The 24142-nt window shown below is 63.3% G+C and carries 16 protein-coding genes, 1 tRNA gene and 4 pseudogenes; 10 read left to right on the forward strand and 11 right to left on the reverse strand.

The features are described 5' to 3' along the window. A partial coding sequence (locus AWB67_RS21435; protein WP_143328413.1) for a porin occupies positions 1-267 on the reverse strand: 267 nt, incomplete at its 3' end. A 292-nt stretch (positions 268-559) separates the two neighbouring features. After that, the gene (locus tag AWB67_RS21440) at positions 560-1870 is read right to left on the reverse strand and encodes a YihY/virulence factor BrkB family protein (RefSeq protein WP_087658241.1); all 1311 of its coding nucleotides are present in this window, start codon (positions 1868-1870) and stop codon (positions 560-562) included. A gap of 271 nt (positions 1871-2141) precedes the next feature. On the opposite strand from AWB67_RS21440, the gene fdnG reads away from it, so the two are divergent. The 7 genes from fdnG (at position 2142) to AWB67_RS40840 (ending at position 11564) form a co-directional block, all read left to right on the forward strand. Then, on the forward strand, positions 2142-5210 hold the full coding sequence (fdnG, locus tag AWB67_RS21450; RefSeq protein ID WP_143328414.1) for a formate dehydrogenase-N subunit alpha: 3069 nt from the start codon (positions 2142-2144) through the stop codon (positions 5208-5210). Between the two features lie 10 nt (positions 5211-5220). Continuing rightward, entirely contained in the window at positions 5221-6159 is a 939-nt protein-coding gene (gene fdxH / locus AWB67_RS21455) for a formate dehydrogenase subunit beta (protein WP_087658244.1), read from the forward strand. Continuing rightward, a complete protein-coding gene (locus AWB67_RS21460; RefSeq protein ID WP_087658245.1) occupies positions 6146-6805 on the forward strand; it encodes a formate dehydrogenase subunit gamma in 660 nt (219 codons plus the stop codon). Before fdxH ends, AWB67_RS21460 begins: the two co-directional genes overlap by 14 nt. 272 nt (positions 6806-7077) lie before the next feature. After that, positions 7078-8061, forward strand: a complete 984-nt coding sequence (gene fdhE / locus AWB67_RS21465) for a formate dehydrogenase accessory protein FdhE (protein WP_087658246.1) — start codon at positions 7078-7080, stop codon at positions 8059-8061. 66 nt (positions 8062-8127) lie between these two features. Beyond that, positions 8128-9531, forward strand: coding sequence for an L-seryl-tRNA(Sec) selenium transferase (gene selA / locus AWB67_RS21470; RefSeq protein ID WP_374729839.1), 1404 nt, complete (start codon positions 8128-8130; stop codon positions 9529-9531). Further along, complete coding sequence (gene selB / locus AWB67_RS21475) at positions 9528-11438, forward strand: selenocysteine-specific translation elongation factor (protein ID WP_087658248.1); 1911 nt, start codon at positions 9528-9530, stop codon at positions 11436-11438. Before selA ends, selB begins: the two co-directional genes overlap by 4 nt. Positions 11439-11471: 33 nt before the next feature. Then, a tRNA-Sec gene (locus AWB67_RS40840) sits at positions 11472-11564 on the forward strand. Positions 11565-12078: 514 nt separating this feature from the next. Here AWB67_RS40840 and AWB67_RS21480 read toward each other — a convergent pair. Together AWB67_RS21480 and AWB67_RS21485 are read right to left on the reverse strand one after the other, a co-directional pair. Further along, positions 12079-12789: an SDR family NAD(P)-dependent oxidoreductase gene (locus AWB67_RS21480; protein ID WP_087658249.1), complete on the reverse strand. Its 711-nt coding sequence runs from the start codon at positions 12787-12789 to the stop codon at positions 12079-12081. Positions 12790-12895: 106 nt separating this feature from the next. Further along, positions 12896-13648 carry an SDR family oxidoreductase gene (locus tag AWB67_RS21485; protein ID WP_087658250.1) on the reverse strand — a complete coding sequence of 251 codons (753 nt, stop codon included), beginning with the start codon at positions 13646-13648 and terminating at the stop codon, positions 12896-12898. A gap of 215 nt (positions 13649-13863) precedes the next feature. On the opposite strand from AWB67_RS21485, the pseudogene AWB67_RS43855 reads away from it, so the two are divergent. Then, positions 13864-14001: pseudogene (locus tag AWB67_RS43855) on the forward strand (GntR family transcriptional regulator); the annotation flags it as partial. Positions 14002-14638: 637 nt separating this feature from the next. Here AWB67_RS43855 and AWB67_RS41905 read toward each other — a convergent pair. Then, positions 14639-14833: pseudogene (locus AWB67_RS41905) on the reverse strand (aminotransferase-like domain-containing protein); the annotation flags it as partial. Between AWB67_RS41905 and eutB the strand changes: the two are divergent. After that, positions 14832-15287: pseudogene (eutB, locus tag AWB67_RS21500) on the forward strand (ethanolamine ammonia-lyase subunit EutB); the annotation flags it as partial. The pseudogenes AWB67_RS41905 and eutB sit on opposite strands and share 2 nt — an antisense overlap. A gap of 52 nt (positions 15288-15339) precedes the next feature. Here eutB and AWB67_RS21505 read toward each other — a convergent pair. The 6 genes and pseudogenes from AWB67_RS21505 to AWB67_RS21530 form a co-directional block, all read right to left on the reverse strand. After that, a complete protein-coding gene (locus AWB67_RS21505) occupies positions 15340-19200 on the reverse strand; it encodes a patatin-like phospholipase family protein (RefSeq protein ID WP_087658252.1) in 3861 nt (1286 codons plus the stop codon). A 626-nt stretch (positions 19201-19826) separates the two neighbouring features. Continuing rightward, positions 19827-20582: pseudogene (locus AWB67_RS21510) on the reverse strand (SDR family oxidoreductase). A gap of 29 nt (positions 20583-20611) precedes the next feature. Continuing rightward, complete coding sequence (locus AWB67_RS21515) at positions 20612-21013, reverse strand: nuclear transport factor 2 family protein (RefSeq protein WP_087658253.1); 402 nt, start codon at positions 21011-21013, stop codon at positions 20612-20614. Positions 21014-21099: 86 nt separating this feature from the next. After that, the gene (locus AWB67_RS21520) at positions 21100-22005 is read right to left on the reverse strand and encodes a LysR family transcriptional regulator (RefSeq protein WP_087658254.1); all 906 of its coding nucleotides are present in this window, start codon (positions 22003-22005) and stop codon (positions 21100-21102) included. 85 nt (positions 22006-22090) lie between these two features. Beyond that, positions 22091-22420, reverse strand: coding sequence for a DMT family transporter (locus tag AWB67_RS21525; protein WP_087658255.1), 330 nt, complete (start codon positions 22418-22420; stop codon positions 22091-22093). Next, complete coding sequence (locus tag AWB67_RS21530) at positions 22417-23106, reverse strand: glutathione S-transferase family protein (RefSeq protein WP_374729838.1); 690 nt, start codon at positions 23104-23106, stop codon at positions 22417-22419. Before AWB67_RS21530 ends, AWB67_RS21525 begins: the two co-directional genes overlap by 4 nt. A 120-nt stretch (positions 23107-23226) precedes the next feature. On the opposite strand from AWB67_RS21530, the gene AWB67_RS21535 reads away from it, so the two are divergent. Further along, entirely contained in the window at positions 23227-24135 is a 909-nt protein-coding gene (locus AWB67_RS21535) for a LysR family transcriptional regulator (protein WP_087658256.1), read from the forward strand. Positions 24136-24142: the final 7 nt, after the last annotated feature.

The following is a 24142-nucleotide window of genomic DNA, read 5'->3' on the forward strand; positions in this document are numbered from 1 at the left end:
GCCCGTGCCCACGTCAAAACCGCTTTCCAACTGGAAAATCGCCTTCAGGCCGCCGCCCAGGTCTTCCTGACCCTTCAAACCCCAACGGTCGCCCGACAGGTTGCCGTTGATCATGCCGTACAGATGGTCGCCATTCGTATTGGCGCGGCTGACATAACCGAGACCTGCGTCGATCACGCCGTACAGCGTCACGCTGGATTGTGCTTGTGCCGCACCAGCTGCGCCGAGCAAGGCCAGCGAGAGGGACGTCAGTGCGAGTCGTTTCATCGAATTCTCCACGCGAATGATTAAAATCGTTGTTGCCGGCGCTGAGAATAACGCTGTCTCATAATTTCCAGAAATGAAAAAAATAGACTGTCTCGAAAAACAGACACTCGGTCAGAAGGCCGTCAATAAAGGGTTTGAGGCGGATCGTTGCGCGACATAAGTGTCTCGGAAAAGTTCCGGACAGCGTTCGAGTGGGGCCTCGGCGCAACCCCTTTTACCAACGGCTTACGCGGATTGCAGTTACTTTTGGTAACAAAGAGGAAAGCGCCGGTAGGGCTTCCGCGCGATTTCATCAGACGTTAGCTTCGTTATCAGGCGTTCGGCGCGCATCTCGCCCTGACAGCATCGCCACCGCCATCCCAGCCGATGCCGCAAGCAGCACCGCACGCCAAGGATGCCGGCGCACCATCGCGTTCGCCTGCGTCGCCTTGCGGCTTGCGCCGATCAGCGCCTCGGCGGTGGCGCGCGTGGCCGTCGTTTCGACACTCACGACCTTGCGCGACAGCGTCAGCGCACGGCTCAGCGCGGATACCTTCTTGCGCGCCTGCTGCGTCAGTTGCTGCGAGCGCTCGGCGCGCGATCCGATCGAGCGGCGCGCGTCGTCCGGTACGGCAGGCGCGACGGCGGCGTCGCCCGTGACGGTATTGCCGTTGGCGCGCGTCGATGCCGCCAGCAGCGAGCCGATCTTCGCGCGGCTGCCGGGCGGCACGTTGCCGTTTTGCTGGCCCCACGCACCGCGCGGATCGTGCATGCGCGCGCGGGCGGCGGAGAACTCGGCGCCCAGCAGCAAAACAGCCGCCGAGAAATAGAGCCACATGAGCAGGACCGCAAGCGACCCGGCCGCGCCAAACGCGCTCGCCGTGCCCGCGTGCGTCAAATAGAAGGCGAACAGCTTCTTGCCCGCCGAAAACAGTACCGCCGACATGACGCCGCCGACGAGCGCATCGCGCCATTCGACTTTCGCGTCCGGCAAAAACATGAGCAGCGCGCCGAACGCCACCGACAAGATCGCCAGCCCGGCGACCAGTTGCACGATGTCGCCGATGATCACGAACGGCGAATCGCCCCAGAGCCACAGGCCGACCGCCTGGATCGCGGTATCGAGGACGAGCGAGACGATTAGCAGGAACGCCACGCCCAGCACGAGCCCGAACGAGATGAGGCGCACGCGCACCATCGCGAAGACGCTCGATTTCTGTTCACCGGTCTGCGGCCACACCAGGTTGAGCGCGGTATTGAGCGAAGAAAACGTCGCCGACGCGCCGACCGCCAGCAGCACGAACGAGATGATCGCGGCGATGCCGGTCCCGCGGCTGCGGTGCGCGTTCTCGACGATGCTCTGCACGCCCGCCGCCGCCTGGTCGCCGATCAGGCCATTCACCTGATGGAAGAGCTGTCCGCGGGCGGCCTCGGCGCCGAACACCCAGCCGGCGACGGCAATCACCATGACGAGCGTCGGCGCCAGCGAGAACGCTGAATAGAAGGCGATGCTCGCCGCCATCGCGGCGCAGCGGTCCTCGCCGAACTGCTTGAGCGCGCCGACGACCCAGGAAGCATCCTTTTTGACGACGGCCTGAATTTTTTGCGTGGACAACGTGCTCATTTCGGACCTCTGTTTTCTCTATGGTTGTACGTTCGTCTGATGTTCGTCTTATAAGTCTGCTTGCTTCGAGCACGATCCGTTCCAGTGGGACATGCATCTTTCCTATTAATAGAGGCAGCGCTTCAGCGGCACAAGGCGTCTGCCGTAGAATGCCCGCCGCCGCGCGCTCAGGCACTGCGCATGCGGGCAAATCCCCGTGCCAGTGCATCGGCGAACCGTAATCGATTTCCCTATAATTCAGCCACCCCCACACATAACGCCCGAGGCGACCATGCTGCAAATGTCCCGGCGCCAGTTCCTGAAGGTTTCCGCGAGCACGCTCGCCGGATCGAGCCTAGCCCTGATGGGCTTCTCGCCGGCGCCCGCGCTCGCTGAAGTCCGCCAGTACAAACTGTCGCGCACAACTGAAACACGCAATACCTGTCCGTACTGCTCCGTCGGTTGCGGCATCCTGATGTACGGCTTGGGCGACAACGCCAAGAACGCGAAGTCGAGCATCATTCATATCGAAGGCGATCCCGATCATCCGGTCAATCGCGGCACGCTGTGCCCGAAGGGCGCGTCGCTGATCGACTTCATTCACAGCCCGAGCCGTCTGAAGTATCCCGAGTATCGCGCGGCGGGATCGAACGAGTGGAAACGCATCTCGTGGGAACACGCGCTCGACCGCATCGCCAAGCTGATGAAGGAAGACCGCGACGCCAATTTCGTCGAAACGACGCCAGACGGCAAGAAGGTCAACCGCTGGCTGACCACCGGCATGCTCGCGGCATCGGCCGGTAGCAATGAAGTCGGTTATTTGACGCACAAGACTGTCCGCAGTCTTGGCATGCTCGCATTCGACAATCAAGCGCGTGTCTGACACGGCCCGACGGTGGCAGGTCTTGCCCCGACGTTTGGCCGTGGAGCGATGACGAACCATTGGGTCGACATCAAGAACGCGGATGTGATTCTCGTGATGGGCGGCAATGCCGCAGAAGCGCACCCGTGCGGCTTCAAGTGGGTGACCGAGGCGAAGGCGCATCGAAAGGCGCGACTGATCGTCGTCGACCCGCGGTTTACACGCACAGCATCGGTCGCGGATTTCTACGCGCCGATTCGAACCGGCTCGGACATTGTGTTCCTTGGCGGCGTGATCAACTATTTGCTCACGCACGACAAGATCCAGCACGAGTACGTGAAGAACTACACGGACTTTGCGTTCATCGTGCGCGAGGACTACGCGTTCAATGACGGCATCTTCTCCGGCTACGACGCCGACAAGCGCCGCTACGACAAATCGTCGTGGGACTACGAACGCGGCGACGACGGCTTCGCCAAGGTCGATCCGACGCTGCAGCATCCGCGCTGCGTCTACAACCTGCTGAAGCAGCACTACTCGCGCTATACGCCCGAGCAGGTAGAGAAGACGTGCGGAACGCCGAAGGACAAGTTCCTGAAGGTGTGCGAGATGCTCGCATCGACGGCGGTTCCGGGGCGCGCCGGCACCGTGCTGTACGCGCTCGGCTGGACGCATCACTCGGTCGGCGCGCAGATCATCCGCACCGGCGCGATGGTGCAGTTGCTGCTGGGGAACATCGGCATCGCGGGCGGCGGCATGAACGCGCTGCGCGGGCACTCGAACATCCAGGGCCTGACCGACCTCGGTCTGATGTCGAACCTGCTGCCTGGCTACATGACCCTGCCGAACGAACCCGAGCAGGACTACGAGACGTTCATCACCAAGCGCGCCGCGCAACCGCTGCGGCCGAATCAGCTCAGCTACTGGAAGAACTATCGCGCGTTCCATGTGAGCTTCATGAAGTCGTGGTGGGGCGACAACGCCACTGCCGAGAACAACTTCGGCTTCGACTTCCTGCCGAAGCTCGACAAGTCCTACGACATGCTCCAGGTCTTCGAGCTGATGGCGCAGGGCAAGATGAACGGCTACATCGCGCAGGGCTTCAATCCGCTCGCCGCGGCGCCGAACAAGGCGAAGATCGGCCTCGGCCTGTCGAAGCTGAAGTGGCTCGTCATCATGGACCCGCTCGCGACCGAAACGTCCGAGTTCTGGAAGAACTACGGCGAATTCAACGACGTCGATCCCGCCAAGATCCAGACCGAAGTCTTCCGCCTGCCGACTTCGTGTTTCGCGGAAGAGCGCGGCTCGCTCGTGAGTTCGAGCCGCGTGCTGCAGTGGCACTGGCAGGGCGCGCTGCCGCCGGGCGAAGCGAAGAGCGACCTCGAGATCATGTCGGGGCTGTGGCTGCGCATCCGTCAGGCTTATAAGGAGAAGGGCGGCAAGTATCCCGATCCGATCCTCAAGATGACCTGGCCGTACGCGGACCCGGAAAGCCCGACGCCCGAAGAAATCGCGATGGAGTTCAATGGGAAAGCGCTCGCCGACGTCACCGACGCAGTCGATAAAACCAAGGTCCTCGCGAAGAAGGGCGAGCAGTTGTCGAGTTTTGCGCAGTTGCGCGACGACGGCTCGACGGCTTCCGGCTGCTGGATCTTCTGCGGATCGTGGACGCAGGCGGGCAACCAGATGGGCCGGCGCGACAACTCCGACCCGACCGGCATCGGCCAGACGCTCGGCTGGGCGTGGGCGTGGCCGGCGAACCGGCGCATCCTGTACAACCGCGCCTCGTGCGACCTGAGCGGCAAGCCGTTCGACCCGACGCGCAAGCTGATCGCGTGGAACGGCAAGTCGTGGACGGGCGCCGACATCCCGGACTTCAAGGCCGACGAGCCGCCGGAGAACGGCATGAATCCGTTCATCATGAATCCGGAAGGCGTGGCGCGCTTCTTCGCCCGCGACGGCATGAACGAAGGGCCATTCCCCTCGCACTACGAGCCGTTCGAGAATCCGCTCGGGTACAACCCGCTGTTCCCGGACAACAAGCTCGCCGTCAGCAACCCGGCGGCGCGCGTGTTCCCGGACGATCGCGCGGCGTTCGGCGTCGCGAAGGACTTCCCGCATACGGCGACCACGTATCGCCTGACCGAGCATTTCCACTACTGGACCAAGCACGCGAAGCTCAACGCGATCATTCAGCCGCAGCAGTTCGTGGAGATCGGCGAGGACCTGGCGAAGGAAGTGGGCGTGGTCGCGGGCGATCGCGTGAAGGTGTCGAGCAATCGCGGGCATATCGTCGCGGTGGCCGTCGTGACCAAGCGGATCAAGCCGCTGATGATCGAGGGGAAGAAGGTGCAGACCGTCGGACTTCCGTTGCACTGGGGATTCAAGGGCCTCACGCAGCCGGGCTATCTCATCAATACGCTGACGCCTTCCGTGGGCGACGGGAATTCGCAGACACCGGAATTCAAGTCGTTCCTGGTCAAGGTCGAGAAGGCATAAGGGGATAGAGATGGCTCTGCAATCACTGGATATCAAGCGCGTCTCCGCCACCACGACGCCTTCGCCGCAGGTTCGCGAACCGGTGACGGGGACGGTCGCGAAGCTGATCGACGTATCGAAGTGCATCGGCTGCAAGGCGTGCCAGACGGCCTGCATGGAATGGAACGACCTGCGCGACGAAGTGGGCGATTCGATCGGCGTGTACGACAACCCGCGCGACCTGACCGAGCATTCGTGGACCGTCATGCGGTTCTCCGAATACGAGAACCAGGCGGGCGACCTCGAGTGGCTGATCCGCAAGGACGGCTGCATGCATTGCGAGGACCCGGGCTGCCTGAAGGCGTGTCCGTCGCCGGGTGCGATCGTGCAGTACACGAACGGCATCGTCGATTTTCATGAAGAGAACTGCATCGGCTGCGGCTACTGCGTGACGGGCTGCCCGTTCAACGTGCCGCGCATCTCGAAGCAGGATCATCGCGCATACAAGTGCACGCTCTGCTCCGATCGCGTCGCGGTCGGGCAGGAACCGGCCTGCGTGAAGACCTGTCCGACCGGCGCGATCATGTTCGGCACCAAGGAGGACATGAAGCAGCAGGCGTCCGAGCGCATCGAGGACCTGAAGGAACGCGGGTTCCAGAACGCCGGGCTGTACGATCCGGCGGGCGTCGGCGGCACGCACGTCATGTACGTGCTGCACCACGCGGACAAGCCGACGCTGTATCACGGCTTGCCCGAGAATCCGCACATCAGCCCGATGGTGTCGCTGTGGAAGGGGCTGGCGAAGCCGCTCGCGCTCGCCGGCATGGCGGTTGCGGCGGTGGCGGGCTTCTTCCATTACACGCGTGTCGGTCCGAACGAGGTGACGGCGGAAGAGGAACGGGAAGCGCAACGCGAAGCTGAAGAGGCGCTGGCCCAGCGTAGAGAGGAGCGTTCAGATGAAGCACGATAACTTGAAGCATGAACTCAGAGACGTCGAGGGCAATCGTCTGATCGTCCGCTATACGCCGAACGAGCGCAGCAACCACTGGATCACGGCGATCACGTTCGTGCTGCTGGCGCTGTCCGGGCTCGCGATGTTTCATCCGGCGATGTCGTGGGCGTACTTCGTGCTCGGCGGCGGGCAGTGGACGCGCATCCTGCATCCGTTCGTGGGCGTCGTGATGTTCCTGTCGTTTTTCGTGCTGATGCTGCGGTTCTGGCATCACAACTATCTCGACAAGAGCGACGTGCAGTGGATGAAGCAGATGAACGACGTGCTCGCCAATCGCGAAGAGAAGCTGCCGGAGATCGGGCGGTATAACGCCGGGCAGAAGCTGCTGTTCTTTACGATGGTCGCGTGCCTGTTCCTGCTGCTTGCGAGCGGGATCGTGATCTGGCGGCGGTATTTCTCGTTCTATTTTCCGATCGGGATCATCCGGCTTGCTTCTCTCGTGCATGCGGTGGCGGCTTTCGTGCTGATCATCGGCATCATCGTGCATATTTATGCGGCGATCTGGATCAAGGGATCGGTCGGGGCGATGACGCGCGGGACGGTCACTTATGGATGGGCAAGGAAGCATCATCCGAGGTGGTTCAAGGAGATTATCGGGAAGTAGTTATTTGCATGCTTCGCCTTGATTGGCGATCGGGGCCACTGTCTTCGTCGAAGGCAGTGGCCTTCTTGATTTCAAGCCGCTTTCCTGCCGACGATAAGCGACCGAAACTGCTATCCTTCAACCATTTTTCGGCCCGTGCGAATCGAGTGCTTCGCAGCAGGACAGCAAGGGTTTGCGCCGTGTTTGGCGAAACTTCCGCTGTGCGCGCTCTGTCAGTTTGATGGCCTGCGATGCAATCATCATCGCGCGCCTTCCGTCTTCCGAGGTACTCCGTGGTCCAACGCATTCTCGAACCCGAGCAGATTCAGTCGCTCGATCCATCAGCGATTCCGCGCATCCGCATGCCTGAGCGCGACGCCGTGTTTCCCGCGCGCGCCGCGCGTCTGCGCCAGCTCGCCGATGCCGCGAATCCCATTGCCGGCTATCTGCGCCTGATGGCCGTGCTCGCCGATGCGCAGCACCAAACGCTGACGAACTTCGAAGCCACGCCGCCCAGCGCCGAACTCTTGCTAAGCGCCCAACAGCATTCGATGCCGCTGATCCCCGCGCTCTCGGGCGTGCGCGATCCCGCCTGGCGCGACGTTCTGCTGCAATTGCTCGACAGGATCACGGCGGCCGGCCCGCTCACGCCCACGCTGTCACAACTGATCGCAAAGCTGCGCGCGCTCGATACCGCCGCGCTCGACGCCCAGGCCGACGCCATCTTCGCGCAGCGCTTCGCCGAGGTCGATCCGGCGAGCGCGCCGTTCGTCGCGGCTGCGCTGCAAGTCGTGTGGACCGACCTCGTGAGCCGCATCGACAAATCGCAGGTGCCGTACATCGATACGCCGGGGCTGTGCCCGGTCTGCGGCTCGCATCCGGTCGCGAGCGTGGTGCGCGTCGGCGGGCCGTCGGATAACTACCGCTATCTGCAATGCGGCCTGTGCGCCACCGAGTGGCACATGGTCCGATCGAAGTGCTCGAATTGCGACTCGACGAAGGGCATTGCGTATCACGCGATCGGCGCGGCCGATGCGGACGCGGAAGCCCGCGATTCGCAGGCGAAGGACGCGCCGCTCAAAGCCGAATCGTGCGACGAGTGCGGCACGTATCGCAAGATCGGCTATCAGAACAAGGCCTACGATTTCGAACCCTTCGCGGACGATCTCGCGAGCCTCACGCTCGATCTGCTGATGGGCGAGGAGGGGTATCGGCGGGCATCGCCGAATCCGTGGCTATGGCCGGAACACGCCGGCGAAAAGCAGGACCAGGAATAAAGGTCCGCATAAAAAACGGGGTAAAGCCGAGTGAGCGAAGTCACCAGTATCGAATTGAAGTCGCTGATGGCGAGGGTGCCGTCGGTGGAGCGCGTGATGGCGTCGGCGGGCATGGCGCCGCTCGTCGCGCAGCACGGACGCACGCAGGCGCTGGCCGCGCTGCGCCGCATCCTGGACGACTGGCGCGTGGAAGCGCAGGCGGGCCGCGGGTCCGTCGATGCGCTCGACGAAGCGCGTCTGGCGCAAGCGGTCGGCGCGGCGCTCGAAGCACGCGCGCGCAGCAAGGTGCGCGCCGTTTTCAACCTGACCGGCACGGTCCTGCATACGAATCTTGGCCGCGCGTTGCTGCCGGACGAAGCGGTGCAGTCGGTCGTCGAGGCGATGACGCGGCCGGCGAACCTCGAATTCGATCTCGCAACAGGCAGCCGCGGCGATCGCGACGACCTGATCGACGAACTCATCTGCGAGCTCACCGGCGCCGAAGCCGCGACAGTGGTCAACAACAACGCGGCGGCGGTGCTGCTCGTACTGTCGGCGCTGGCGTCGAAAAAGGAAGTGGTCGTGTCGCGTGGGGAACTGGTCGAGATCGGCGGCGCGTTCCGCATTCCCGACATCATGAGCCGCGCCGGCGCGAAGCTGCGCGAGGTCGGCACGACCAATCGAACGCATCTCAAGGATTACGACGAGGCGATCGGCGCGCGCACGGCGCTCCTGATGAAGGTCCATTGCAGCAACTACGCGATCAGCGGCTTCACGAAGGAAGTCGCGCTCAACGATCTTTCGGTGCTCGCGAAGTCGCGCAATGTCCCGGTCGCGGTCGATCTCGGCAGCGGCACGCTCGTCGATCTGACGCAGTGGGGCCTGCCGCGCGAAACCACGGTGCGCGAGACGGTCGAAGGCGGCGCGGACATCGTCACGTTCAGCGGCGACAAGCTGCTCGGCGGCCCGCAAGCGGGGCTGATCGTCGGGCGGCGCGAACTGATCGCGAAGATCAAGAAGCATCCGCTGAAGCGCGCGCTGCGAGTCGGCAAGCTGACGCTGGCCGCGCTCGAACCGGTGCTGCGTCTTTACCGTGCGCCCGAGTTTCTGCGCGAGCGGCTCACCACGCTGCGCCTCCTCACGCGCGCCGCCGACGACATGCGCCACGCAGCCGAGCGCGTCGCGCCCGCGCTGCAGCACGCGATCGGCGCGGATTTCGCGATCGAGGTCGAGCCGATGTTCAGCCAGATCGGCAGCGGCGCGCTGCCCGTCGACGTGCTGCCGAGCTATGGCCTCACGATCCGGCTCGCGAGCGGCAAGCGCGGCGGGCGGCAGATCAATCGCGTCGAAAAGATGCTGCGTGGCTTGCCGCGCCCGGTGATCGGCCGGATCGCCGACGATGCGCTGCGTCTCGACGTGCGCTGTCTCGAAGCGCACGACGAAGCCGCGTTCATCGCTCAGCTACAACCCGCGCAGGCGAACGACGCATGATCGTCGGCACGGCGGGGCATATCGATCACGGCAAGACGACGCTTGTGCGCGCGCTGTCGGGCGTCGATACCGATCGTCTGAAGGAAGAGAAGGCGCGCGGCATTTCGATCGAACTGGGCTACGCGTACGTGCCGCTGGAAAACGGCGACGTGCTCGGCCTGATCGACGTGCCCGGCCACGAGAAGCTCGTGCACACGATGGCGGCGGGCGCGTGCGGCATCGACTTCGCGCTGCTCGTGATCGCCGCCGACGACGGCGTGATGCCGCAAACGCGCGAGCATCTCGCGATCCTCGAATTGCTTGGCGTAGCGCGCGGCGCGGTGGCGGTGACGAAGATCGATCGCGTCGATGGAGAGCGCCTGGAGGAAGTGCGCGAGGAGATCAAAGCGTGGCTCGCGACGAGCCCGTTGAGAGACGCACCACTCTTCGATACCAACGCCACGCAGGAGCACGACCCCGGCGTCGCCGCACTCGATACGCATCTGCGCGAGGCGGCCGCGCACTGGCGTATGCGTCGGGACGACGGGCTGTTCCGGCTTGCCGTCGATCGCGTGTTCACGCTCGCCGGGCAGGGCACGATCGTGACGGGGACGGTGTTCGCGGGGCGCGTGAATGCCGGCGACACGATGCTGCTCGCGCCTAAGGGCGAGCCCGTGCGCGTGCGTGGCATCCACGCGCAGAACCGCGCGACGCAGGCGGGTCGCGCGGGCGAACGCTGCGCGCTGAATCTCGCCGGTATCGACAAGGACGCGATCGCGCGCGGCGACTGGATCGTCGATGCGCGGCTCAACGCGACGTCGGAACGTATCGATACCGAACTCACGCTGCTGTCGGACGCAGGCTCGACGCTCACGCACTGGGCGCCGCTGCACGTGCATCTCGGCACGACGCATCAGGTCGCGCACGTTGCGCTGCTCGACGGCGATACGCTCGCGCCGGGCGAGACGGCCCGCGTGCAACTCGTCTTCGATAAACCCGTGTGCGCGCTGCCGGGCGATCGCTTTATCGTGCGCAACGCGCAGGCGAGCCGTACGGTCGGCGGCGGGCGCGTGCTCGATCCGTTCGGCCCCGCGCGAAAGCGGCGCACGCCGGAGCGGCGCGCGTGGCTCGATGCGCTCGTCGACATGCTGGATACGCATCGTATCGATGATCTGCTCGCGCGGGCGCCGAACGGCTTGCGGCGCTCGTTGCTCGAACACTTGAGCGGAATGCCGGCGGCGTCCCTCGCGATGCCCGCCGACACGCATACGGTGCCGTTGCCGAATGACGTGCTGTACGTGGCCGGCGCGCGCTGGGTCGATCTGACGACGCGTCTGATCGAAGCGTTGCGCGTGTTTCATCAGCGCTCACCGGATGAGCAGGGGCCGGACACGGCGCGTCTGCGGCGCATCACGGCCCCGCTGGTTCCGGACGCGTTGTGGCGCGCGCTCGTCGATTCCTCCGTCGAGGAAAAGCGAGTCGCGCGAAGCGGTCGCTGGCTGCATCTGCCGGAGCACGCTGTCACGCTCGATGCCGCCGAACGCGCGTTGGCCGACGTGCTGCTGGCGTCGATCGAAGCGGGACGCTTCGATCCGCCGTGGGTGCGCAATCTGGCGGGCGCGCATGGCGTCGACGAGGGGCGGGTGCGTCAGTTGTTGCGCAAGCTCGCGCGACAGGGCGAGGTGTTCCAGGTCGTGCGCGATCTCTTCTATCATCGCGACGCGATTCGCGAGCTAGCGCGGCTGGTCGCGTCGGAAGCGGAGCAGCGTGACGGCAGGCTCGGCGCGGCGCCGTTTCGCGATGCGAGCGGGCTGGGACGCAAGCGCGCGATTCAGGTTTTGGAATTCTTCGATCGCGTTGGGTATACTCGCTTCCACCGCGATTTGCATGTATTGCGTAGTGATAGCCGGTGGCAGGAGCTGGGTTGAGTTTCTGCTGCCCGCACACGCGTTTTAGTTGCAGGAAGGCATCCGTATCCGGTGGTGCGGCTGAGCTTCAAACTCAGTAGGGGGCGTCAGCCGCTCCCTGGTAGGTTCGACTCCTGCTGCCTTCCGCCGCTCCAGGCTCTCAGACGTTCTCGTCCTTTCTCGATATTCCCGGAAGTCCCTTATTTGACGCAGGTTTGGGGATAGCAATCTACTTGCACCTTCTCGCACGGACTCGCACAATTTCAGCCAGAAATGCCAAGACGGGCAACACGCACGTGCGCGTTGACACTCGAGATCGCGGCGGCGAGAACGGTGCTCGTTCTGCTTGCAAAAACCTTCGCTTTGAACGCCACTGAATGCATCCGTTGGATTCTCTTCGTTATTTCCTCGGTTCCTTTTGCCAGCATTCTCGCTGGCTCAGGCCCCGGCCAAACCACTTATCCGACTGTCCGAATTTGCGAGGCCACCATACAGCCACGTTCACGGCGTGGACTGACGAAAAAACAATCATGCATTGCGCGCCGGCCATGGATTTCGCACGAAGAAGATTGACGCGTGCAACGCGTGATCCCAGGAACTCTCGAATGAGTAATTTGCTGTTGGGATACGAAAGGGCACCTGCTTTAGGTGCCAAAGGGTTTTAGCGACCGGCGCTCTGGCCGCCGTCGACGTGCAAAATTTCTCCCGTGATAAACGGTGCAGAATCAAGGAACAGAATCGCGTCGGCGATATCGCTCATCTCGCCCATGCGCCCAAGCGGATGAAAGGCTCCCAGCGCTTCGTAAGTTTCCGGCGCGTGCATCGGCGTCTTGATGATCCCCGGCGCGACGGCATTCACGCGAATACCTTTCCTGGCGCACTCGATCGCCAGCGACTTCGTGGCGGCGTTCAGACCACCCTTCGTCAGGGCGGCCAGCACCGAAAACACACCGCTGATTGCGGCGTCAACGGTGCTGGATGTCACGCTAACCACGTGGCCGCTCGAATGCCTTTCCATTTCGGCGATAGCGAGTTGCGTGATGTGAAAGAAACCCGCGATATTCACATTCACCACCGCGGCGTAGTCTTCGGCGGTATGTTGGGTGAATGGCTTTCCGATGTATATGCCAGCGTTGTTCACCAGCGTATCGATCCTTCCAAATCGTGCGATACCTTCGGAAATGACGCGCTGGGCAGTTGCCGGATCACCAATGTCACCCGCTACCGTGAGAATGTTCGGGTCGTCGGACGGCTTGATCGACCGTGCGGTCGCAACAATGCGATAGTCGAGTCTTCGAAATGACTTCACGACTTCGGCGCCAATGCCTTGCGATGCGCCGGTAACGACGACAACCTTTTGTGACTTGCTCATGTTTTACCCTGAAAATTTTGGTTGGACTTCAACGCCGATCGGGCCGGTGGCTCCGACCAACGCAAATGCAGAGACGCGTTGACTCAGGTTGCGTATGAACCTGCAATCAACCCTTTTCAGCCTGCGCCAGCCACTGGTCGAGACTGACGCGACCGATCCGCGCGTCGCCGAGCGGCACGAGCGACTGTTCCTCGACACGGCCGCCGTAGTACCGCGCATCTCGATCCGTCACCACCGGGCGCGCGTCGCCGACCGATTTCAGATAACGCGTGACGATCTCCGCGAAGGGCCTGCGGTCTGGCCCGGCGATGTCGACCGTTCCGTTCAGCGGCGCGGCGAGCGCGACCTGCACGAGGTTCGCCGCGACGTCGTCCGCGGAAATCGGCTGAAACAACCCGTCGCCGATGCGCACCGCGCCGCCGTCCGTGCTGAAGTCCGCGATACCGCCGATGAACTCCATGAACTGAGTCGCGCGCACGATCGCGTACGGCACGCCCGCCGCTTCGATCACTTTTTCTTGCGCAACCTTGGCAACGAAATACGCGTTCTCCGGCGTGCGGTCGCAGCCGACGATTGATAGCGCGACGTGATGGCGCACTCCTGCGGCTACTTCGGCCTTGCCGAGGTTGCGCGCCGAGGTGCGGAAGAAGTCGAGCACCGCCTGGGGCTCCCATGACGGCGCGTTCGTCACATCCACTACGACGTCCGCGCCCACCAATGCATTGCTCAGGCCCTCGCCTGTCACAGCGTTCACACCTGTACGCGGCGACGCAGGGAGCGCCTCATGGCCCGCTTCGCTTAGCAGCGTGACAACACGCGAGCCGATCAGGCCGGAACCACCAATTACGACTATCTTCATGGCAGATTCTCCAGATAAAAATAATTGAACGTGCGGGGCGCCGGCGGGCATCGTATTACGTGAAAGTGTTCGCCGCCGTCGCATCGTGTGAGGCTATTCTGGAAGGATCATGTTCTATCGAAAAGTGACAAGAATTGTCAAACCAACTAGTCCAAGTCGGTTCCGCGCCTTATGCCAGTGAGACCGTCTTGACAGTGCGACTACCACACTGACCGATCAAAATCGGCTGGCGGCAGCAATTGCCGATCTCTCTGCAGATCTGCGAGCGTTTCAGGACCGCGGTGCCCGAGGGGCATTTGCGTCCGGGCGATCGCGTGCCCGTGCTGCGCAGCCTCCTCACCCGGCTGAACACGCACGCGGCACGGCCGAGTTGGAATGCAACGGTGTGCGGGAGATGCGTCGTGTCTGTTCGCCGGCTTTCCAATAGGAGTTACTTGTGCGGCTCAGGGTCTTTCGCAAAACGGAGTCTCTGTCTCGGTATTGCCTCGGCACCGTAGCTAACCCGAGAAAGAGTCACTGGCTGCGCAACAAGGCCGCCTTAAACTGAGCTCCCAAAGAACTTCTGTATGTCGGAAAGTGCGCCGGAGCCGTCCGACCAAAGCCGATAGTTGAGTGACAGTAATGGCCGACAACGGGCCGACCGCCCCGAATGCGCGAGCGGCGGTTGTGCGCTGGAAGCGGTCGTTGCTGTGTCTAGAGTCCGGCGGGCGGCTCGGGATCGTGAGTGCGCTTTCATTCGCAACTGCAGAGGCGTGAATGGCCGGAATGTGTCGGGCAGCCGCCCTGACCGAGGCCAAGACCTGAACGGCGGCATTGGCCGATGAACCGACTTCGACGATGCATGAACCGGCGACAGGTCATCGGCCTTATGCGAAGCGTTCCGAAAGGCCGAGAATTTGCTCGCCGGCCCGGCCACGCGAACGGCCATCGCACGCCGGCTTCCCCAGACATCGAATTGATGAAAGGCCGCCGAGCCACGAGGCACGCGTATCAGATTCGCCCAAATAGCGCCCGCGGGCGGTCCTTGCGCGTGCTCGCCAAGACCCGCAATCCGCTCACCAACTGCTCGCGGCTGCTCGCGCATGCAAGGTTGATTCGCACGCCGTGCTCGATTTCCGAACGATCCACCGCAAACGCAGACGACGGCATGACAACGACGCCGCGCGCTTTGGCATTCGCAGCGAACGAGGCGCTGATCCCACACGAAGCGGACGAGGTGCCACGGCTCATTGTCGACGATCACTCCGCCGAGGCGTTCCACCGATAGCACCGCGCTCGCACGAGTCGCGACGGGCCTTACGCCGGAAATGGTCGCCGCCGTGGCCAAGCTGATGCGCAATCAGGATCTGATACTCGCGGCAAGGAAGCGGCCGGTCATCGTGAAATTCAGGAACACGGTCGGGCTGCCCGGGCACCTTTCGGTGCGTCTCCAACCGAACCATCCAACCGACGACATCAAGGAGATTGCAGCATCGATGATCGACGGCCTGATTTACGGCTGCGGCGACGCGATGATCGGATCAATCCCGCCTCGGACTTGCCGCACGCGATTACCGCGTTGCTCGAAATGATGGATCCGTTCCGTCAACGCTACGACGTGCCGACGCAGACCTGCGTCCTGACCCATGTGACCGATACGACGCCAGTTCGTACAAGTCGATTGTTCCAATCGCACCAGCACATAGCGTCTTTCATTCGAGTGGCGGGAATGGCGATTTGAACGGTTGCGCGGCGAGCGCATACCACGAGCCAGCCCATCCGCGAAGATAGCGAATGCCCTCCGCAGCCGACAAATCCGTCGCCACACAGGCCGATTGCTGACGAGTCGCGTTAGGCCCTCGCGCGCTCTCGCAAGCGGAGCGCGTCGTATGGCAATGGACGCCGTAGCGCCCCGGTCCGTCCTTGCGGACATCTTCCTGATAACAGTAGGCGGAATCCGGCGGACCCCCGACGTTGGCTTGCAAAGGTGGTATCCACACTTCGATCGTGCCGGGCCGGCCTTCGAGGCGAGCGGAAAGCGGAACGACCGACCACTGGGGCGCTGCGTCTTTCGGAGCGAGCTGGTCGGCGCACGGCTTCGAGTCGGGATCGTGGTAGATCACGGTCGGCACGGTGTACGGCTGAGGCGCCTTGCGTCCGCTGCGGCGCGCGGTATCCCATACATCCTCGACAGGCGGGACCGATGCGCCCAGCGCGCGCCACGGCTCGCGCAACGAGCGCACGCGATCGCGCAACTCCGGTCCGTAGATCTGAAGGTAGACCGTTCGGCCTTTGCAGGCTAGCGGCTGCGCTGCAGTCGCCGGTGGCGGGGGTTGGGTTGCTCCCGTGGCGACGGTGGATGAGGCGCCTTGTGCCTCGGATGCGTAAGGATCCGAGGCGGATTGCGGCGGGGGCGGCGATGTCTGCGGATTCGGTGCTGCGGGAACGTCGGAACCGATCACTGGCGGGGCCGTGGTCGATGCCGCCGTTTTCCAGATCGCGTGGTTCGGGCAGTTGACGGAGTTGTTGCTCGCGTTCGTGCCGTCGCCATAGCTTCGAATCCAGTATTGCTGTTCACATACCGCGCGCGGCTCAGTCTGTAAACAGGCAGGCAGTTTGTCGTCACTGGCAAGCGCGTCGCAGGCCGGATGGCGCTGCGTCGCGCGCCGGCAAGCATCCCTGGTGCTGCTCACCATGAGAAGAATCAATGGCGAATTCCGGAACGCCTGCGAATTCAGGTCCGTGCATTCCACTTCGCCAATTCGCAATAGCGCCGACGCCATCTCGCCGATGCGTGCATCGTTCAACGCCAACTGCGTGGTGTTCGTCGGCGCGATCTTGCCGAAGATGTCCGTGAGTTCCCTGAACGACGCTGGCTGGATGTGCGTGCTGCTGTCTCTCGCCTGAAGCTCGGCCTTGACCGCCTGCCACGTGCTGAACCCGAGTGTGGCGATGGCGCCTATGCTGAACGATGCCGTGACCGCGCTCGCGGCCGCGATGCGCGCGGGTATGCGTCTGGTCTGAACGGGAAGCCGGTTCGCTTCGGTTGCTGCGTCCGCCGAACCGGAGGCCGAAGCTTCGTCCTTGACGAAATTCTGGTCGACGAACTGTGGGAGATCGTCGAGGAGGCCTGCTGTCAGATGGCGTCCAAGCGTCTGTCCGAGCCGGAAGTAACTCTCCCATTGCGCTTCGCTGAAGAACTGATCCGTCGTCGGCTCTTGTGGAAACAGCGGATTGTCTCCCTTGAAGTTGACGAGATCGACAGGCATGTTCGCGCACATGTTCGGCTTGACGACGATCATGTGGGCAATTTTTGGCGTTCCCTTGTAGGTCACTTGCGCGAGGGCGAGACAAGCCGTGCTCTCTTCCGACGCGAGTTCATCGAGCGAGCCGAAGCCACAGATCGCGTGCGCGTCGCCCGGCTTCGGCCTCAGGAACGTCACCTCGGCTTGCAGATCGATGCGTGCCTTGCGCACGAGGTTCTCCAGATCACGGAAGCCATAGCGCGGATCCGCGCCGCAGTCGGCCACCACGATCAGGCTGCAGCGCTCCCGCAGCAGCGCGTAAGCGCCGGTATTCTCGATATGCCCGCCGTCGCTGAGATACCAGTACCGGCTTTCGTCGCCATTGAAGCGGCCGACCAGTTCACTCAGAAGCTGCTCATACTTGCTCGCACCGCCGCGATGCTTCGAGACCGGCGCGCTGTCAGCCTGCGTCTGCACGAGTGCGTCGCTGTCGCACCAGTAGCCGAGCCGCAGACCCGCGATCATCGAGAGCGCGGCGATCCCCGGGCGGGTGTTGCCGCCAAGACCGGGAGCCACGGCGGCGCCCGATATCGCCATCCACGAGCCAAGGCTCGGCGCGCCCTTGGGATCGATCCGCGCCCAGCCGCGCTGGCCCACACGGATCAGCCCGTTCGGACCGACTGTCATCAGCATGCCCTTGCGATCCTGATTGAACAGTCCCCCGCGCGGATCGTGCGTCTGATTGATGCAGACGTTCAACAGGTGGATCGGGCCACCGGCCTCATGGGGCGAATAGTCGCTGATGCTGACGTCGTCGAGAGGATGAACGTCGTCGATGCGCGACATCGGTCCGTCGGGACTCGAATCGAACGGCGTGTCGACGGTGGCATCGTTCGAATTCGGATCGAACCGCTTCGGATTTGCCGCGCCCAGGAAGCTTCTCACGAGCCGGGCACGGTAGAACGAATACAGCGAGGACCTGTTGAGCGAATCGAGGCTGTGAAACGAGACGAGCACGACGACGAGCGGCGCCGCAACCATCAACGCCAGCCAGAGCGCGCCCAGTTCGAAGTCGAGAGGCGCGGGTGGGCGGCTGAAAAGCGCCGCGGTGGCCGTGCGGTGAAGCAGGCTGATCCAGAATACGACGATCAGGGCGAGTACCGCGATGCCCGCCAGATTGACGAGAGCGAGCAACCTGCGGCGCGAGAGGGGCGCGAGGTTCTGCGGCAGGTCCGAAATTCTTGGCAGGAGCACGCGTAGCGCGATGACCGTCGTCGCGATCGCACCACCGACGATACCCGTGTTTGCGGTATCGCCCTTGGCGAACCACCATGCGAGTCCATCGATGACACCGAGCGCGAGGATCACCAGGACGATCCGCAAGACGTTGGCGAGACAGGTGGTCAAGGCGTTCCTGAGCGCGTCGGGCACGTCCGGCTTGCGACGTCGCAGGATGCTGGCGAGGACGATTCCCACCACCGCAGCGCCGAGTATGGCATCCGCGATGAGCACCCATGGCATCGGCAGCTCAAGCCTGCCGAACTCGACCACGCCTTCTATCCGGTCGAAGTTGCCGAAGTACGCAATGGCGGCGATGGACGCTGCGCTGACCAGCGCGATGAGCATATGCTGCACGTCGATTCGCTGGCCTGCCTTCTCGGGCGTGGCCCAGTAGGCGAACGCAAACATGCAGCCAAACCAGGCCGGTATCGGCAGGACGATCCAGATGGTCGGCCATAGCGAGAGCACTGCCAGCGCGCCCTTGCCGATCCCGAGCGGCGCCCAGCAGCCGCCGTTGGAGGTGATGCAGTCCGCCCAGGCCCAGATCGCCAGATCGAGACCTACCAGCACGCCGCCCAGCAGGATGCTCAGGATCGCGAGTTCCACGTGAACGCCGAGCAGGCTGCGGATGAAGTTCGCGGACGCGTACAGGATGTCTTTCGTACCGTTGGGAATGAGATAGCGCCCGTTGGCACGGAGCCAGACGGCGAATCGCCTGGAGTCGGCATCGGCCAGTGCCTGTTCGATCTCGATGGGATGCTGCCCGGTTTCGCGGGCGTTATCGAACAGCTTGCCGACCGTGCCTCCTATATATCCGCCTCCTGACACGGTGGACATCACGTCGAACCGGTGAAACACGCGGTTCTGCGCGAGCGCTTTCAACAGCCCCGCGCAAAACGTGGCGCTTCGAATTCCGCCGCCGGATAGCGCGATACCCCACAGTCCACTGTCGGTGTCCTTCGGGAGATCGCTGAAATGTTCCCGACGAGCATGAGCCTTCTCCACCATCATCGAGTCCGTGCAGCGGCTTGATTGCTCTTCGTTCATACCGGGTATCCCTGGTTCACGAGCACATGGTTCGACGCTTCAATCGTGGATTCGTATTCGACGGCGCACAATACGAATTCGCTCGGTAGACACCCAACGCGCAGGCGCCCGTCACGGTTCGGCGACGGTGGTGGACTTCGGGTCGGGTGCTTCGCAATCCGCGGCGAAGTCGGGCGGCGGCCCTTCAAGATCTCAGGTCGAATCGTTTCGAAACCCTGCAGCATCTTGAGCGGAATGCCGTCCGCGTTCAGCCTGGCTCGCAGGTACGAAAGCGTGTTGCCGGCGGCAGATCGGCGTTGAGCGGAGCGAACAGGCTGTCCCAATGCGGTGCATCCGCACGAACGCCTCACGATGCGCCCTTAGATGATTGGCGGAGCCTTCCACCAGCATCGTCTGCGTGCCGCGCGCGATCAGTACGGAGAACGACCCGACTTCGAAGTATTTCATTGCTCTCGCCGGTTCAGAACAACATAGGCGATTACCAAGCGCCTACGATGAGATTGCCGTTGTAAGTGTGGGATGGCGCACAAAAGCCGAAGGCTTGGGCTGCCTGATATGCGCTGACGGGGTCGATCAGTGAATGTCGGCCCCGTCCGGTTAATGATACGAAACGATCGAGCGTGTCTTCATCCCGCGAACAACTCCAGCGCCTGCGCATTGAAGCCGTCGACGAACGTGTGTTCGCCCGGACCCGGGTTCGCGCGCATGGGCTTCGCCACGTCGACGAGAATCTCGTCGGCATCGGTCGCGAGTACGTCGAAGGTCTCTTCGATGAAAGCATCGAGCGGCATCGCTTGTTGGGCTTCGCGGCTGTTCATCAGGTCGGTGCGAACCCAGGGCGGCGCGATCTCCAATACGCGCACCGAAGTGTCGCGCAGCATGAAGCGCTGCGACAGCACCTACGAATGCAGCGCCGCCTTCGTCGATGAATACACCGCCGTGACGGCCATCGGCACGAACGCGAGCACCGAACTCGTGTACGCGACGACCGCATCCTCCTTCGACTTCAGGTGATCGATCAGCGCGGCCGTCATGCGCATTGGACCCATCAGGTTGGTCTCGATGGTGGAGACCATCAGCGCGTCGTCGATGCGGGCGGCCGCTTCATCCGGCTGCATGATGCCCGCGTTGTTGATCAGCACGTTCAGGTCCGGATAGTCCGCGATGAGTTGCGCCGCCGCGCGCGCGATGCTCTGCGGATTCGTGATGTCGAGTTCGATCGATGCCATGCCGGGATTCGCCGCGATCACGTCGTCGAGGTGAGCGCGCCGGCGGCCGCCGATGATGACCTTATTGCCGCGTCGATGGAATGCTTCGGCCAGTCCGCGTCCGATACCTGAGCCGCCGCCTGTGATGAAGATCGTGTTGCCGGTGAGTTTCATGATGTTGCCTTCGGTGAATAGGGGAGATTTCATTCGGGGAAGCGGTCGCCGAACATCGGCAGGCCGCTGACGGATTGCGCGCGCGTCGCTTCGTCCTGCAGCACGTCCCAGTGCTCGGCAAGCTTGCCGTCTTCGAAACGGATGACGTCGGCGGCGATCCACGCGGCCGGCCGGCCGTTGCCGGAGAAGCGGCCGTGCGCGATCACGTAATCGCCCTCGGCGACGATCAACTGGTTTTCGTAGCGAAGCGTGTCGGGCAGTGTGCGGATCAGGTCGAACAGGCCATCGCGGCCCGGCGCGATGTGGGCGCTGTGCTGGATGTAGCGGTCGGACCAGAAGCGTTCGGCGGCGGCGTAGTCGCGCTGGTTGAAGAGCGTGTCGAAGGCTTCCAGCACGAAAGCCTTGTTTTGCTCGGTGGTCGTTGTGCTCATGTCGGTCTCGGTTGCAGGTTGAGAGGCATGAGACGAAAGATAGAGCCGACGCGAGCCGGCCGGTAGCCGGTGCTTTACGCTATCTCTTATGTATCGGATGCATGAATCACGCGGCGTCGAAACTCGGCAGTGAGGTGTTCGATGACGGCGCGGCCGGCGGCGCGGGTTGCGCGGCCCATCGGGAAATAGGCGTGGACGGGAATGTCGGCGGTTTTCCAGTCGGACAAGAGGCGCACGAGCGAACCGTCAACGAGTTCGCGGCGGCACGCCCATTCGCTCGTCGACGTGATGCCGAAGCCAGCCGCCGCTGCAGCGACCGCGCCTTCGTTTTCGTTCGTCGAGAAATGTGCTTCGAGATCGACGGCTATCTCAAGTTCGCCGCGCCGGAATTTCCACCCGCTCGGCACGACCGATGCCGGCCCGCCGACGATCCGGTGCTGCGTCAGCGCTTCGGGCGTGACGGGTTCGCCGTGCCGCAGCAGATAGTCCGGCGACGCGACGACGACGCGTTCGATCTGCGTCATCAGCGTCGCGGTGGCGCTGGAATCGGCCAGCCGGCCGAGCCGGATCGCGACATCGACGGCTTCTTTCACGAGATCCTCCGGGCGGTCGCCGAGCAGGAACTGAAGGCGCAGGCCGGGATGCCGTTCGACGAAACCGGCGAGGCGCGGAATGATTTCGCGAATCGCGACGCTGCTCGGCATGCTCATGCGCAACATGCCGCGCAACTCGCCGGTGTCGCGCACGCTGTGCTCGGCTTCGTCGAGCGCGATCAGGATCGGATCGATGCGCGAGAGGAATTCGGCGCCCGCTTCCGTCAGCACGACCGCGCGCGTGGTACGTGACAAGAGACGTACGCCCAGCTCGTTTTCGAGATCGGCGATGATCCGCGAAACCTGCGACTGCGACAACCCGCACTCCCGCGCCGCCGCCGAAAAGCTGCCGAGCCGCGCGACGCGTGTGTACAGCTTGAGCGAAAAGATGTCCTTCACGGGCGCTTCCGGTCGGCGGGTGAACCCGAGGAAGGCTAGCCGATTGATGCGCAATCTGCAAATGCGGGAGAGTCGCAACGTCGCATCACGGCGGCGCCTGCTTGAGCGCGACGATGCCAACGACGACCAGCGCCGCCCCGCCCACGCGAAGCGCGCTCAGCGATTCGCCGAACAGCATGACGCCGATGAGTATGGTTCCCAGCGCGCCGATGCCGGTCCAGACCGCGTACGCGCTGCTCACCGGCAACACGGTCAGCACCTTCCCGAGCAGAAAGACGAACGCGCCGAGCAGGACCAGCGAGAGCGCCGTCCATCCGGGTCGCGTGTAGCCCTGAGTGAACTTCATCGAGACCGCCCACGCGACGTCAAGCAATCCCGACAGGATCAGCACTAGCCAGGCCACGCTCTGGCTCACGGTTGCGTCGCTTCGGTTGCGCGAAGGAGATACGCGTTTCGCTCGATCAGAAAGGCGCGCAGGCGTTCGGCATAGTCGTTGGGGACGGCCGAAATCACACTGGCGCGGCGCGCGAGTGCCTGGCGCCACGCCGAGACCTTCGGTGTATCGACGAAGACGTTCAGGTCCGCGATCTCGTCGAACACGTCGAAATAGCGGAAGACCGGTGCGAACACCGCGTCGACCATGCTGAAGTCGCGGCCGGCGAACCACGGACCTTCTGCCAACGAGGATTCGATGATCCTGAACCGGTCTTTGAGCGTCTTGACTTGCGTGTGGTGAGTGGCGGCATCGGTGGCGATTTCCAGCTTCCAGATTTCATTCAGAATCGACGATCCGAACTCGACCCATCCGCGATGCCGCGCCCGCTCCAGTGGATCGGCGGGGTGCATCGGCCGGCCGGGCTGCGTCTCGTCCAGGTACTCGCAGATCACGGCGCTCTCGAATAGCGCTTTATCGCGCTGGACGATGAGCAGCGGAACCTTGCCGAGCGGCGAGATGGCTTCGAACCACGCCGGCTTGTCCGCGAGGTCGATGTAGCGCCGCTCGAAGTTCGCGCCTTTTTCTGCGAGGACGATGCCTGCGCGTTGCACGTAAGGGCAAAGCGGATAACTGACGAGCGTGAGCGACTGCGCTTCGATTTTCATGAGAGATCCTTCGGGAATAAAGCTTGGACGAAGTCAGGTTAGCGATTGCGCCAAAGCAAGTCCATTGCCGAAGGGAAAGCTGCGCTTGCAACGATGCAAGCGATGAACTAGCCTAATTTCATGGACGATTGGAACGAACTTCGCCTCGTACTCGCCGTGCACCGCGGCGGCGGTCTCATGGCCGCGTCAGAGGCAATGGGGATCGATCACTCGACGGCTTTCCGACGCCTCAAGGCGCTTGAATCGCGGCTCGGCGTGCGTCTTTTCGAGCGATTGCCCAACGGCGTCTATCAGGCAACCGAGGCGGGCGCGCGCATCGCAGCGGGCGCGGAACGCATGGAAGATGAATTCCTCGCGCTCAACCGGGACGTCGCGGGCGGCGATCATCGGTTGAGCGGGCGGCTGTGCGTAACCTCGTCCGAGACGCTGGCCTACAGTCAGCTCACCTCGCACCTTGCCGCTTTCCGCCAAGCGCATCCGGGCATCGTTGTGGAGTTGTCGATCGACAATCGTGTTCTGAGCCTGTCGCGTCGGGAAGCCGATATCGCCCTGCGCCCGGTGCGGCCGAAGGAAGGCGAACTCTGGGGCCGAAAGCTCGCTGGCGTCGCATGGGCGCTGTATGCCGCTCCCGCGTATCTCGCGGGAAACAGCGGCTTGTCCCGATCCGGCGAACTCGACGGTCATGCGCTGATCGGCTGGGACGAGGCAGCGCCGGCTATCGCAGCAGCCGAGTGGCTCGCACGGTCGGCGACGTCGTCTTCAGTCGTGTACCGGACGAACAGCCTCGTGAATCAGCTCATCGCGGCCCGCACGGGCATCGGCCTTGCGCTGCTGCCGTGCTATCTCGGCGACAGCGATAGTGGCGTCGTTCGCGTGAGCGGCGAGCCGGTCGCGGAGCTGGAAGGCGAACTGTGGATCGTCACGCATGGCGATCTCAAGAAGACCGCCAGGGTTCGAGCGTTCTTCGACCTCGTGGGAGTTGGGCTCGCGAGCCAGCGCGATCTCTTCGAGGGCAGGCGCTCAAGGTGATCAGACG

The organism is Caballeronia terrestris, assembly GCF_001544515.1.
Taxonomy (GTDB): Bacteria; Pseudomonadota; Gammaproteobacteria; order Burkholderiales; family Burkholderiaceae; genus Caballeronia; species Caballeronia terrestris.

Excerpts from the sequence above, each read along its gene's own strand:
- AWB67_RS21440 (WP_087658241.1), bottom strand. The coding sequence starts at position 1,870 with ATGAGCACGTTGTCCACGCAAAAAATTCAGGCCGTCGTCAAAAAGGAT.
- fdxH (WP_087658244.1), top strand. The coding sequence starts at position 5,221 with ATGGCTCTGCAATCACTGGATATCAAGCGCGTCTCCGCCACCACGACG.
- AWB67_RS21460 (WP_087658245.1), top strand. The coding sequence starts at position 6,146 with ATGAAGCACGATAACTTGAAGCATGAACTCAGAGACGTCGAGGGCAAT.
- selA (WP_374729839.1), top strand. The coding sequence starts at position 8,128 with ATGGCGAGGGTGCCGTCGGTGGAGCGCGTGATGGCGTCGGCGGGCATG.
- selB (WP_087658248.1), top strand. The coding sequence starts at position 9,528 with ATGATCGTCGGCACGGCGGGGCATATCGATCACGGCAAGACGACGCTT.
- AWB67_RS21480 (WP_087658249.1), bottom strand. The coding sequence starts at position 12,789 with ATGAGCAAGTCACAAAAGGTTGTCGTCGTTACCGGCGCATCGCAAGGC.
- AWB67_RS21485 (WP_087658250.1), bottom strand. The coding sequence starts at position 13,648 with ATGAAGATAGTCGTAATTGGTGGTTCCGGCCTGATCGGCTCGCGTGTT.
- AWB67_RS21505 (WP_087658252.1), bottom strand. The coding sequence starts at position 19,200 with ATGAACGAAGAGCAATCAAGCCGCTGCACGGACTCGATGATGGTGGAG.
- AWB67_RS21515 (WP_087658253.1), bottom strand. The coding sequence starts at position 21,013 with ATGAGCACAACGACCACCGAGCAAAACAAGGCTTTCGTGCTGGAAGCC.
- AWB67_RS21530 (WP_374729838.1), bottom strand. The coding sequence starts at position 23,106 with ATGAAAATCGAAGCGCAGTCGCTCACGCTCGTCAGTTATCCGCTTTGC.
- AWB67_RS21535 (WP_087658256.1), top strand. The coding sequence starts at position 23,227 with ATGGACGATTGGAACGAACTTCGCCTCGTACTCGCCGTGCACCGCGGC.